The following is a 12,672-nucleotide window of genomic DNA, read 5'->3' as shown; positions in this document are numbered from 1 at the left end:
TCGCGGGAACGTCTGTGTCGAAAGATTCGAATATGGGCACGGAAACCACCCTTTGGAGTGAACTCACGCCAGGTGTCTGTCAGTTCACCCACAGTGCGTAAAGATTCCGGTGTCTCGAGTCGCCGCTGCCGCACCGACCCACAGTCCCCGTGGCGAGCGGCCGGCGACGCCATGTCTCTCGTGGGGGTTCCACCGCCTTGAACAGCAACACCTTCCGCATGCCCGTACGCCGTTCCGCCGCGGCCGCCACCGTCGCCGCGCTCGCGGTCGGCCCCGTGCTCCTCGTGGCCCCGGCGGCCCACGCCACGGACGGCAAGGGCGCCGAGGGGCACGCCACCGCCGTCGTCCTGCGCGCCGGACTCGACGTGAACCTGCTCAACAAGGCCGTGAGCGTGCCGCTGCGCGCCTCCCTCAACGAGGTCGAGGCCCCGGCCAGCGCCCGGCGGACCGCCCTCACGGTGCAGGTGAAGGGAGCGGAGAACAACAAGCCGGTCGACGTCCTGCGCGCCGACGTCGCCACCTCCGAGGCGACCGTCCACGGGAACACCGCGAAGGGCTACGTCAACCTCGTCAAGGCGCGGGTCCATGTCCCCGGACTCCCGCTGCTCTCCCTCGTCGAGGTCGAGAAGGTCACCTCCCAGGCCGTCTGCGAGGCCGGCAGGCGCCCGGTCGCCGAGTCCAACCTGCTCGGCCACATCACCGTCCTCGGCAAGAAGACCACCCTGTCGACCGGCGGCCGGACCAAGGTGAGCGTGCCCGGCGTCGGCGAGGTCGTCCTCGACCTCTCCCGCACCTCCACCACCTCCCGCACCGCCGCCGCCACCGCCCTGGAACTGAAGGTCACGGTCAACCCGCTCGACCTCAACGTCGCCGAGGTCAGCGGCAGGATCACCCTCGCCGAGGCGACCTGCGCCACCCCGGCCGGCAGCAAGCCCAGCGAGCGGCCCAGCGAGCGCCCGAGCGAGCAGCCCTCGCAGCAGCCGTCCGAGCAGCCCTCGCAGCAGCCCTCCACCCCGCCCAGCCACGACACGGGCGTGACGACGAACAACGGCGGCACCACCCCCACCGAGAACCTCGCCGAGACCGGCGGCAGCTCCATGACCCCGTACCTGGCCGGCGGCGCCGTCCTGCTCCTCGGCGTGGGCGGCGGCTCGATGCTGCTGGCCCGCGGGCGCGCCCGCGCCCGCGGCTGACCGGCCCGAGGGGGAGACGAAGGGGACGCCGGGGGCGGTGCCGTGCGTACGGCACCGCCCCCGGCGAGGGTTCCGAAGGGTCCGAGGGGCCCGAAAGACCCGAGAGGCCCCCGGGGGCCGAAAGACCCGAGAAGCCAAGGGGGGCCGAAAGACCCGAGAAGCCAAGGGGGGGCGAGAGGCCCGAATGGTCACGGGGGCCCGAAAGGCCGAGAGGCCGCGGGGGCCGTGGTGCCCCGAGGCGCCCGTGGGGTCGACGGGCGTCCTCGGCTCGCGGGGCCCCGCCGCTCAGCCCAGCATCAACAGCGCCTGGTCCAGCGCCTGGAGGAAACGGTTCGTCGTCGCCCGGTCCCGCACCGCGAGCCGCAGCCAGTTCCGGTCGAGCCCCGGGAACGTGTCCCCGCGCCGCGCCGCGAAACCGAGCCCCCGCAGCCGTTCCCGCACCGCGTCCGCGCCCTCGATCCGCACCAGCACGAACGGGCCCTCCGCGGCCTCGACCACCCGCACCTCGTCGAACTCCGCGAGCCCCGCCAGCAGATGCGCCCGCTCCCTGCCGATGCCGTGCGCCGCCTCTTCGGCCTCCGCGAGCGCCGCCCGCGCCATGCACGCCTCGGCCGCCACCAGCGCCGGCGTCGACACCGGCCACAGCGGCTGTACGCGCTCCAGCGCGGCGATCGTCTCCGCCGCCGCCAGCACGTAGCCGATCCGCAGCCCCGCCAGACCCCAGGTCTTCGTCAGGCTCCGCAGCACCACCAGCCCCGGCACGTCCGTCCGCCCGGCCAGCGACTCCCGCTCGCCCGGCACCGCGTCCATGAACGCCTCGTCGACCACCAGCGTCCGCCCCGGCCGGGCCAGCGCCGCGATCGCCTCGGCCGGGTGCAGCACCGAGGTGGGGTTGGTCGGATTGCCGATCACCACCAGATCGGCCTCCTCCGGCACCGCCGCCGGATCCAGCCGGAAACCGTCCTCTTCGCGCAGCAGCACCCGCTCCACCTCGTGCCCGGCGTCCCGCAGCGCCGCCTCCGGCTCGGTGAACTGCGGATGCACCACGACCGGCCGCCGCGCCGGCAGCGCCCGCGCCAGGAGCACGAACGCCTCCGCCGCGCCCGCCGTCAGGAGCACCCGCCGGGCCGGCAGATCGTGCCGCTCGGCCACCGCCGCCCGCGCCACCCGCCCGTCCGGGTAGGCGGCCAGGCCGGTCAGGGAGTTCGCGATCCGCTCCCGCAGCCACTCCGGCGGCGTGTTCGTCCGGACGTTGACCGCGAGGTCGATCAGCTTCTCGTCCCGGACCTCGGCGTCGCCGTGGTGACGCAGATCGTGTGCATCAGCATGAGTGTGGATGTCCATGGCCGCCGTCGTGTGGGGGGTGGGGGTGGGGATGGTGCGCGTGGGGATGGTGCCTGTGGGGGATGAGCCGGGCTCGCCTGCGATGTACCCGTGGCCCCGGCCCAACAACCGTACGCCTAAGGCATCTTCGTTCGACGGACCCACGTCATCCGGCCACCCCGCGACGGAACGGGCGATCGCGCACGTCACGCTCCGCGTCCGCCGCTTCGGCACCACCAGCACCGCCCCCGGCCCCGCCGCCCGCAGCGCCGCCGCCTCCGCCACGGACGCCGTCCCCGTCGCGGCCAGCGCCCGCCCCGAAGGATGCGGTACGGGCACCCCGGCCAGCTCCTCGCTCCGGAACGCCCGCACCGGCACCCCGAGCCGCGCCGCCGCCCCCGCGATCCCCGGCTCACCGGCCCGCGTCTCCAGCGTCGCGAGCGCGCCCACGTCACCGTCGCCGAGCCCCGCCTCGCGCAGCGCCGACCCGATCAGCCCCAGCACCTCCGCCGCCTCGGCCCCGGACCGTGCCCCGACCCCCACCACGACCCGCACCCCCGCTTCGAGGTGCGCGGACGAGCCGCCATCGGATAGCAAAGGCCCATGGCTGTAGTCGTCGCGCTCGGCGCGTTCCTCATGACGCTGTTCGGCGGCTGGACGGCCCAGCGCGTCACCGACCGACGCCATCTCGTCCTCGGCCTGGCCGGCGGACTCATGCTCGGCGTCGTCGGACTCGACCTGCTCCCCGAGGCCATGGACGCCGCCGGCGAGAAGGTCTTCGGCGTCCCCCAGGCCCTGCTGCTCTTCGTCGGCGGCTTCCTCCTCGCCCACGTGATGGAACGTCTCCTCGCCGTCCGCAGCGCCGCGCACGGCGCGGAGACGGGCCGGGGGGCGGAGCGGAGCGCTTCGGCGGGGGGCGGCGGCCGGGAGGCGGGCGGGCGCACCCCGCAGGTGGGACTCACGGCGGCCGCCGCCATGGTCGGTCACAGCCTCATGGACGGCGTCGCCCTCGGCGCCGCCTTCCAGGTCGGCGGCGGCATGGGCGCGACCGTCGCGCTCGCCGTCATCACCCACGACTTCGCCGACGGATTCAACACGTACACGATCACCAGCCTGTACGGGAACGCCCGCCGCAAGGCCCTCGCCATGCTCTTCGCCGACGCGGTCGCCCCGCTCGTCGGCGCCGCCTCCACCCTGCTGTTCACCCTTCCGGAGGAACTGCTCGGCAGCTATCTCGGCTTCTTCGGCGGTGCCCTGCTCTACCTCGCCGCCGCCGAGATCCTGCCCGAGGCCCACCACGAACACCCCGCCCTCACCACCCTGCTGTGCACGGTGGCCGGCGTGGCCTTCATCTGGCTCGTGGTGGGCCTGTCCGGCGGCTGAGCTCACGCGCAGTGCTCCACGAAACGCGCGGCGGCCGACGGGGCCCCCGCCCAGTGGGTGTGCACGTAGCTCGCGTGCACCCCGCCCTGGACGAAGCCCTCGACCCGGCGCTCCGGCTGTCGCAGCCCCCAGGCGGCCAGCTCCCCGGCCCCCGGCTCGATCACCGTGCGGTGGAACTCGTGCCCCCGCATCCGCGTCCCCGCCGCCGCCAGCACGCTGTCGCTCACGGCGACGGCGTCCCGGTACCCCAGCGTGAGCCGCTCCGACATGCGCGCGTCGGCGTCCAGCACCCCGCACATCGGCCGCCCGTCCAGCGACCGCGCCAGATACAGCAGCCCGGCGCACTCGGCGGCCACCGGCGCGCCCGAGGCGGCGAGCTCGGCGACGGCCTTCCGCAAGGGCTCGTTCGCGGACAGCTGCTCGCCGTACATCTCGGGGAACCCGCCCCCTATGACGAGCCCGCGCGTCCCCTCGGGCAGCGCCTCGTCCCGCAGCGGGTCGAAGGTGACCACCTCCGCACCGGCGGCGGTCAGCAGCTCGGCGTGCTCGGCGTACGAGAAGGTGAAGGCGGCGCCCCCGGCGACGGCGACGACGGGCCGCACGGACGAACCGCCGGCCCGCGGCCGTCCCCCCGGCTCGGGCACCCACGGCGCCTCGTGCAGCTCCGGCGCGCTGCGCGCCAACGCGAGCAGCGCCTCCAGGTCGCACCCGGCCCGCACCTGCTCCGCCTGCGCGGCCACCGCCTCCACGGCCTGGGCCTGCCGCTCGGCGACCGGCACGAGACCCAGGTGCCGCGAGGGCGTGGCCACGGCGGGCGCCCGCCGCAGCACCCCGAGCACCGGCACGCCCGACTCCTCCAGCGCCTCCCGCAGCAGCAGCTCGTGCCGGTCGGTGGCGACCTTGTTGAGGATCACCCCGCCCAGCCGCACCTGCGGGTCCCAGGACGCGAAGCCGTGCACGAGCGCGGCCACCGACCGGGACTGCGAGGAGGCGTCCACGACGAGCACCACCGGTGCCCGCAGCAGCTTCGCCACCTGCGCGGTGGAGGCCAGCTCGCCCTGGCCGGCGGCACCGTCGTACAGCCCCATCACGCCCTCGACGACCGCCAGGTCGCAGCCCCGCGCGCCGTGCGCGAAGAGCGGCGCGATCAGATCCGTACCGCACATGTACGCGTCGAGGTTGCGGCCCGGCCGGCCGGTGGCGAGCGCGTGGTAGCCCGGGTCGATGTAGTCCGGGCCGACCTTGTGCGGGGAGACCGCGAGACCACGGCCGGCGAACGCGGCCATCAGGCCGGTCGCGACCGTGGTCTTGCCCGCGCCCGAGGACGGCGCGGCGATGACGAGACGTGCTACCACTCGATGCCCCGCTGGCCCTTCTGACCCGCGTCCATCGGGTGCTTCACCTTCGACATGTCGGTCACGAGGTCCGCGAAGTCGACGAGTTCCTGCGGGGCGTTGCGGCCGGTGATGACGACGTGCTGCTGCCCGGGACGGTCCCGCAGCACCTCGACGACCTCCTTGGTGTCGATCCAGCCCCAGTGCAGCAGGTACGCGAACTCGTCGAGGACGTAGAACCGGTACTTCTCCTCGGCGAGGTCCCGCTTGACCTGCTCCCAGCCCTCGCGGGCCTTCTCCTCGTGCGACTGCTCGCCCTCGGCGACCTCGCGCTGGATCCAGGACCAGCCCTCGCCCATCTTGTTCCAGGTGACCGTGCCGCCCTTGCCGGTCTCGCCGAGCGCCTTCAGGGCGTTCTCCTCGCCGACCTTCCACTTGGCGGACTTGACGAACTGGAACACCCCGATCGGCCACCCCTGGTTCCAGGCGCGCAGCGCCATGCCGAACGCGGCGGTCGACTTCCCCTTGCCGACGCCCGTGTGCACCATGACGAGTGCGCGGTTGCGGCGCTGGCGGGTGGTGAGACCGTCGTCGGGAACGACGGTCGGCTGTCCCTGTGGCATCAGGCGGCCCTCCTGGCAGAGCGGTTGTCCTGTACGTCCCTCACGTCCCTGACGAGGCCCGCGATCGCGTCCGCGCGCAGCTCGTCCAGGGTGACGGCGGTGCCGCCGAGTTCACGGGCGAGGTTCCCGGCGAGGCCCAGCCGCACCGGTCCGGTCTCGCAGTCCACGACGACGCTCGCCGTGCCGTCGGCGGCGTGCAGCCGCGCGGCACGGGCGGCGAGCGCCAGCGGATCGGCGCCGCCGCCGGTCGCGCGGCCGTCGGTGACGACCACGAGCAGCGGGCGGCGCGAGGGGTCCCGCAGGCGCTCGACGCGCAGCACGTCGTGCGCCTTGAGCAGCCCGGCCGACAGCGGCGTGCGGCCGCCCGTCGGGAGCTGTTCGAGCCGGGTGGCGGCCGCGTCCACCGACGAGGTCGGCGGCAGCGCGAGCTCCGCGTCACGGCCCCGGAAGGTGATCAGGCCGACCTTGTCGCGCCGCTGGTAGGCGTCGAGCAGCAGGGACAGCACGGCGCCCTTCACCGCGCCCATCCGCTGCCGGGCCGCCATCGAACCGGAGGCGTCCACGGCGAACAGCACCAGGTTGCCCTCGCGGCCCTCGCGGGTCGCCTGCCGCAGGTCGTCCCGGCGCACCACCAGGCCGGGGCCGCTGCGCCCACGGGCCTTCTGGTGCGGGGCGGCGGCGTGCACGGTGGCGGCCAGGTGCAGCTTGGTCAGCGCGCCCCGGGGACGGGTGGCGCCGGTGGTGCGGCCGTGCTCGGTGCGGGCCCGGGAGCGGCGCCCGGAGGCCCCCTCGCCGAGGCCGGGCACGCTCAGCATCTTGGTGCGGAAGGGCTCGGCGGCCCGGACGGCCGCGCGTTCACCCGCACCGGGACCGGAGGCCGGGCCGGAACCGGCGCCGCTGTCCTGCGGCGCGGGGGCCGGGGCCTCCTCGGGCGCCCCGGACTCCTGCGGCGCGGGCCCGTCGCCCTGCGGCGGGATCCCCCCGCCCCCGCCACCGCCCCCGCCGGGACCGCCGTCGCCCGGGCCGTCCGGCTCGGGCTCGTCGTCCGGCGCCTCGCCCTTGAACCGGTCGAGGGTCTCGTCCAGCTTGTCCTCGTCGAGGCCGGGGGCGTCGAAGGGGTTGCGCCGCCGCCGGTGCGGGAGGGCCAGGAGCGCGGCCTGCCGCACGTCCTCCGAGGTCACCTCGGTCCGACCCGCCCAGGCCGCCAGCGCGGTCGCCGTACGGGCCATCACGATGTCGGCGCGCATGCCGTCGACCTCGAACGCGGCGCAGGTCGCGGCGATCTGCAGCAGCACCGCGTCACCGAGGGCCACCTGAGGCAGCAACTCCCGTGCGGCGACGATCCGTTCGCGCAGCGCCGCCTCCTCGCCGGCCCAGCGCGCGGCGAACGCGGCCGGGTCGTCCTCGTAGGCGAGCCGCCGCCGGACCACCTCGACCCGCTGCTCGGGCACGCGGGACGCGGCGACCTCCACGGTGAGCCCGAACCGGTCGAGCAACTGCGGCCGCAGCTCGCCCTCTTCGGGGTTCATCGTGCCGACGAGCAGGAAGCGGGCGGCATGCCGTACGGAGACGCCCTCGCGCTCGACGTACGAGGAGCCCATCGCCGCCGCGTCGAGCAGCAGGTCGATCAGATGGTCGTGGAGCAGGTTGACCTCGTCGACGTAGAGGATGCCCCGGTGCGCGTCGGCCAGCAGGCCCGGCTCGAAGGCCTTCACGCCCTCGGCGAGCGCCCGCTCGATGTCGAGCGCGCCGACCAGTCGGTCCTCGGAGGCGCCGACGGGCAGCTCGACCATGCGCGCGGGCCGTTCGTCGCCGCCCGCGGCCTCGTGCGGCCCGTCCGGGCAGCCGGGGTCGGGCGCGCCCGGGTCGCAGCTGAAGCGGCAGCCCGCGACCACGGGCACGGCCGGCAGCAGCTCGGCGAGCGCGCGCACGGCGGTCGACTTGGCGGTGCCCTTCTCGCCGCGGACGAGCACACCGCCCACGGCCGGGCTGACGGCGTTCAGCAGCAGCGCGAGCCGCAGGTCGTCCATGCCGACGACGGCGGTGAACGGATAGCGGGTGCTCATCGGGTGGTCACTCCTTCGAGTCGTACGGAGGTCGGGGCGGGCGGTGCGGGCGCGGCGGTCACGGCGCCCCCGGCGGCACGAACGGCAGCCCCGCCGGGGCGCCCTCCTCGATGAGCCGCAGCAGCGCGTCCGTGTCGGCGTGCTCCTCGATCAGGTCGCCCAGCCGGTCCAGCTGCTCCTCGCGGAGCGCGCCGAACGAGGTGTCCGGGGCCGGGACGAAGCGGCGGCCGGAGGCGGCGGCGACCTCGCGCAGGAAGGCCCTGCGGAAGCCGTCGCTCTCCAGCGAGCCGTGCCAGTGGGTGCCCCACACCGCACCGACCCGGCAGCCGTCGAGGAACGGCTCGCCGCCCTCGACGGTGGCGACGCCGTGGTGGATCTCGTACCCCTCGACCCGTTCGCCGAGCGCCTCGCCGACCGGCCGGGCCAGGGTCTTCTCGACGCCGAAGCGCACCCGCACGGGCAGCAGCCCGAGCCCGTCGACCACGCCGGCCCTCGACTCCACCTCGTCCTCGATCCGCTGGCCGAGCGCCTGGAAGCCGCCGCAGATGCCGAGCACCGGGCGCCCCTCGGCGGCGCGCCGGGCCAGCGCGTCGGCCAGGCCGCGTTCCCGCAGCCAGGCGAGGGCCTTGACGGTGCCGCGGGTGCCGGGCACGACGACCAGGTCCGCGTCGACGAGCTCCTCGGGCCGGTCCACGAACCGGACCACGACGCCCGGCTCGGCGGCCAGCGCGTCCACGTCGGTGAAGTTGGACATCAGCGGGACGGCGCAGACGGCGACCCGCAGCACGTCGGCGCCGACCGGCGGCGCCACCACCGACTCGCGGACGGTGCCCCGCAGCGAGACCCGCAGGCCGTCCTCCTCGTCGATGCCGAGCCCGTGCGCGTACGGCAGGACACCGAGGGCGCGGCGTCCGGTGAGCCCGTGGAGCATGTCGAGACCGGGCTCGAGGAGCGTCACGTCGCCCCGGAACTTGTTCACCAGATAGCCGGCGACGAGCGCCTGGTCCTCGGGTGCGAGCAGCGCCGTCGTGCCGAAGAACTGGGCGAACACCCCGCCCCGGTCGATGTCGCCGACGACCACGACGGGCAGCTTCGCGGCCCGCGCGATGCCCATGTTCACGATGTCCGTGCGCCGCAGGTTGATCTCGGCCGGGCTGCCCGCCCCCTCGCAGATCACGGCGTCATACGTGCCCCGCAGTTCCTCCAGGCACGCCATCACGGGCTCGAAGAGCGTCGCCTGGCGCCCGCCGTGGTAGCCGCGGGCGCTCATCTCGCCGACCGGCTTCCCCATGAGCACGACCTGGCTGGAGCGGTCGCTGCCGGGCTTCAGGAGCACCGGGTTCATCAGCGCGGTGGGCTCGACGCGGGCGGCCTGCGCCTGCATGGCCTGGGCGCGGCCGATCTCGGCGCCCTCCCGGGTGACGAAGGAGTTCAGGGACATGTTCTGCCCCTTGAACGGCGCGACCTTGACGCCCTGCCGGACCAGCCAGCGGCAGATGCCGGCCGTGACGACGCTCTTGCCCGCGTCGGACGTGGTCCCGGCGACCAGCAGCCCCCCACCCCTCATGCGTTCCTCCGCTTCAGCGCGCTCGCGATCATCCGGCCGCCGACACAGGCGGCCAGGGTCAGTCCGGTCACCCGGCGGGACAGGCGTACCGCCCGGTCGATGTCGGCGACCTCGACGGGCCGCCCCGCCCCGTTGAGGACGGGCCGGTGCTCGATCCGGCCGCCGTACGCCAGCGTCCCGCCGAGCCGTACGCCGAGCGCGCCCGCGAAGGAGGCCTCCACGGGGCCCGCGTTGGGGCTGGGGTGCTTCGCCGCGTCGGCGCGCCAGGCCCGGGCCGCGCCGCGCGGGTTCCCGCCGGCGACGGTGGCGAGGACGGCGGTGAGCCGGGCGCCCGGCCAGCCGGCGAGGTCGTCGAGCCGGGCCGAGGCCCAGCCGAAGCGGCGGTACTTCGGTGACTTGTGGCCGACCATCGCGTCCAGGGTGTTGACCGCCCGGAAGCCGACCAGGCCGGGCACGCCCGCGACGGCGCCCCAGAACAGGGCGCCCACGACGGCGTCGGAGGTGTTCTCGGCGACCGACTCGACGACCGCGCGGGCCATCGCGGGACCGTCCAGGGAGTGCGGGTCGCGCCCGCACAGGTGCGGCAGGCGCTCCCGGGCGACCTCCAGGTCCCCGGCCGCGAGCGCCCCGCCGATCGCGCGGGCCTCGCGGCCCAGGGTCGTACCGCCGACGACGGCCCACACGGAGGCGGCGGTCAGGGCGACGGTGGCGGCGCGGCTGCCCCGTACCGTACGGGCGGCCAGGGCGCCGAGCGCCATGGTGGAGCCGGCGCAGACGGCGGTGTGCAGGGCGCCCCAGCCGCGGTGGTCGCGCAGCAGGCGCTCCTCGACCGCGCCGGCGGCCCGGCCGAAGGCGGCGACGGGATGGCCGCGGCGGGGGTCGCCCGCGAGCAGGTCGACGGCGAGGCCGGCGGCCGCTCCGTACGCGAAGACTCGGGTGGCACCGGAGGCGCCGGTGGTACCGGGAAAGCTGAGGCCGCGGCCGGGCATGGCGCTCTGTCCTCACTCAGGGTCCGCGCCCTGGATCGACGTGACCGGCGGCGAGAGTTCCTGACTCCCGGCCCCGGGGGGCCGGTCACAGTGGCGGGACCGCGCCGGATTCGCACCGGACTTCCTCTACTGCCGCCGTAATGGCCCCGGCAGTCCACCACGCTGCGCGAACAGCCGTCAACTCACCCTTGACCTGCGTCGGGTCACTGTGCGGAGCGCCACAGACACGACGGCCGGGCGGTCCGCACCCGTGGTGCGGACCGCCCGGCCGTCGTGCCCGTGCGTCGGACGACGCTCGGTGGAGCGCGTCAGATGACGATCAGGTAGATGCCGTACGCCACGGCCGCCGCGCACAGGGCGAAGCAGGCGTAGGCGCCGGTGCGGGCCAGGCCGGCGGAGCCGCCGCTCGCGGCCGCCTCCTCCTGCTTGGAGAGGCCCATGACACCGAGGGTGAAGAGGCCCACCAGGGCGACGGTCGCCACGAGGCTGACTCCGAAGACGGAGCCGAGGGCTGCCCAGTCGATCTTCATGCTTGGTTCCAGTTCCTTAGACCGCGGCGGCGGGGGCCGGGGGAGCGGCCGGGTCCGTGGGGCCCGGGGTGGGGATGGTGGTCTTCAGGTCCGTGTCCGCGACGGCGGCGACGGAGCCGGCCGGCGGCGGCGGGGTGACGGCCGCGATGGCGGTGGTCACGACGCCGGCGGGCTCGGCGGGGGCGGCGTCGAGGTCGTCGGCCGTGACGTTGTTGTGGTCGACCGGCTTGCGACGGGACAGCGACCAGATGACACCGGAACCGGCGACCAGCAGGACCGCGACGGCGGCGATGCCCCAGGGGCCCTGCTTGGTGAGGAACTCGGCACCGGCGCCGACCACGCCCGCGGCGGGCAGGGTCAGACCCCAGGCGACGAACATCCGGGTGGCGGTCGACCAGCGGACGACACCGCCCTTGCGGCCGAGGCCGGCGCCCATCACGGCACCCGAGCAGGACTGGGTGGTGGAGAGCGAGAAGCCCAGGTGGGAGGAGGCCAGGATGACCGTGGCGGCGCTGGTCTGGGCGGCGAAGCCCTGCTGCGGCTGGAGGTCGGTGAGGCCCTTGCCCATGGTGCGGATGATGCGCCAGCCGCCGAGGTAGGTGCCGAGCGCGATCGCCACACCGGCGGCGACGATGACCCACATCGGAGGGTTGGAGCCGGGGGCGAGGACGCCGCCGGTGACCAGGGCGAGGGTGATGATGCCCATCGTCTTCTGGGCGTCGTTGGTGCCGTGCGCGAGCGAGACCAGACCGGCGGAGGCGATCTGGCCGGCCCGGTAGCCCTTGGCGGTGGCCTTCGTCTCGGCCTTCGCGCCGATGCGGTAGGTCAGCCGGGTGGCGACCATCGCGGCGAGACCGGCGACGATCGGGGCGGCGACGGCGGGGATCAGGACCTTGGTGACGATGGTCGGTCCGTTGACCGCGCCCCAGCCGGCCGACATCACGGCGGCGCCGATGAGGCCGCCGAACAGGGCGTGGGAGGAGCTGGACGGCAGACCGAGCAGCCAGGTCAGCAGGTTCCACAGGATGGCGCCGACGAGCGCCGCGAAGATCACTTCTGTACGAATGCCCTCTTCGTTGATGATCCCGCCGGAGATCGTCTTGGCGACCTCCACGGACAGGAACGCGCCGACGAGGTTCAGCACGGCGGACATGGCCACCGCCGTCTTGGGCTTGAGAGCACCGGTCGAGATGGTCGTCGCCATCGCGTTGGCGGTGTCGTGGAAACCGTTCGTGAAATCGAACACGAGAGCTGTCACGACCACAATCGCGAGCAGCAGCGTGATGTGTTCCATTTACCCAGGCAATCGTTTGACGTCAGTGGCTCGTCGAACGTACGCAACCTGGGTGAACGGAAGATGAACTGGATCGGGCTGTGTGGTGTCCCCAACCGGGGTCCCGGCATTCCATTTCCGCCCCCGGAACCGTCCCGGACCGCCCGGCTGTCCACCATGCGGTCAGGGTGCGACCCGGGGTAAGCCCTGCCGTACCAGGACGCATGCGACTCCCACCCCTTCCACCCCTCTCCACCCGTTCCGTCCCATGGACCCCTCACGGCCCGCCGGCCGACCCCGCGCGCACCCCGTCAGCCGTACGGACGACCCCTCCGACGAGAGCCATGTCACTCGTCGGGAGGTCCGTCCGGTGGCAGCCTTCCCGCCCTCT

10 protein-coding genes and 1 riboswitch are annotated in these 12,672 nt (G+C 74.6%); of the genes, 2 read left to right on the top strand and 8 right to left on the bottom strand.

Annotation, left to right across the window (positions count from 1 at the left end; genetic code table 11):
• Positions 1-197: 197 nt before the first annotated feature.
• Positions 198-1,193: an SCO1860 family LAETG-anchored protein gene (locus tag OG309_RS08855; RefSeq protein ID WP_329419545.1), complete on the top strand. Its 996-nt coding sequence runs from the start codon at positions 198-200 to the stop codon at positions 1,191-1,193.
• Positions 1,194-1,478: 285 nt separating this feature from the next.
• On the opposite strand, the gene cobC is transcribed toward OG309_RS08855, so the two are convergent.
• On the bottom strand, positions 1,479-3,062 hold the full coding sequence (gene cobC / locus OG309_RS08850) for an Rv2231c family pyridoxal phosphate-dependent protein CobC (protein WP_329419543.1): 1,584 nt from the start codon (positions 3,060-3,062) through the stop codon (positions 1,479-1,481).
• A 57-nt stretch (positions 3,063-3,119) separates the two neighbouring features.
• On the opposite strand from cobC, the gene OG309_RS08845 reads away from it, so the two are divergent.
• Positions 3,120-3,899 (top strand): ZIP family metal transporter, encoded by a 780-nt coding sequence (locus OG309_RS08845; RefSeq protein WP_329419542.1) that lies wholly within the window; start codon positions 3,120-3,122, stop codon positions 3,897-3,899.
• A gap of 2 nt (positions 3,900-3,901) precedes the next feature.
• Here OG309_RS08845 and OG309_RS08840 read toward each other — a convergent pair whose 3' ends face one another.
• The 7 genes from OG309_RS08840 to OG309_RS08810 form a co-directional block, all read right to left on the bottom strand.
• A complete protein-coding gene (locus OG309_RS08840; protein WP_329419541.1) occupies positions 3,902-5,254 on the bottom strand; it encodes a cobyrinate a,c-diamide synthase in 1,353 nt (450 codons plus the stop codon).
• Positions 5,248-5,856, bottom strand: coding sequence for a cob(I)yrinic acid a,c-diamide adenosyltransferase (cobO, locus tag OG309_RS08835; protein ID WP_329419540.1), 609 nt, complete (start codon positions 5,854-5,856; stop codon positions 5,248-5,250). Before cobO ends, OG309_RS08840 begins: the two co-directional genes overlap by 7 nt.
• Complete coding sequence (locus OG309_RS08830; protein ID WP_329419539.1) at positions 5,856-7,922, bottom strand: putative cobaltochelatase; 2,067 nt, start codon at positions 7,920-7,922, stop codon at positions 5,856-5,858. Before OG309_RS08830 ends, cobO begins: the two co-directional genes overlap by 1 nt.
• A gap of 58 nt (positions 7,923-7,980) precedes the next feature.
• Positions 7,981-9,489 (bottom strand): cobyric acid synthase, encoded by a 1,509-nt coding sequence (locus OG309_RS08825; protein ID WP_329419537.1) that lies wholly within the window; start codon positions 9,487-9,489, stop codon positions 7,981-7,983.
• A complete protein-coding gene (locus OG309_RS08820; RefSeq protein WP_329419536.1) occupies positions 9,486-10,478 on the bottom strand; it encodes a cobalamin biosynthesis protein in 993 nt (330 codons plus the stop codon). The genes OG309_RS08825 and OG309_RS08820 overlap by 4 nt, the downstream gene beginning before the upstream one ends.
• A gap of 53 nt (positions 10,479-10,531) precedes the next feature.
• Positions 10,532-10,606: riboswitch (adenosylcobalamin (AdoCbl) riboswitch) on the bottom strand.
• Between the two features lie 180 nt (positions 10,607-10,786).
• Positions 10,787-11,008, bottom strand: coding sequence for a hypothetical protein (locus OG309_RS08815; protein ID WP_329419535.1), 222 nt, complete (start codon positions 11,006-11,008; stop codon positions 10,787-10,789).
• A gap of 16 nt (positions 11,009-11,024) precedes the next feature.
• Positions 11,025-12,302 carry an inorganic phosphate transporter gene (locus tag OG309_RS08810; protein WP_329419533.1) on the bottom strand — a complete coding sequence of 426 codons (1,278 nt, stop codon included), beginning with the start codon at positions 12,300-12,302 and terminating at the stop codon, positions 11,025-11,027.
• Positions 12,303-12,672 lie beyond the last annotated feature (370 nt).

The organism is Streptomyces sp. NBC_01268 (assembly GCF_036240795.1).
Lineage (GTDB): Bacteria > Actinomycetota > Actinomycetes > Streptomycetales > Streptomycetaceae > Streptomyces.
The sequence above is the reverse complement of the archived record's forward strand: the minus strand, read 5'-3'. Positions and strand labels throughout refer to the sequence as shown.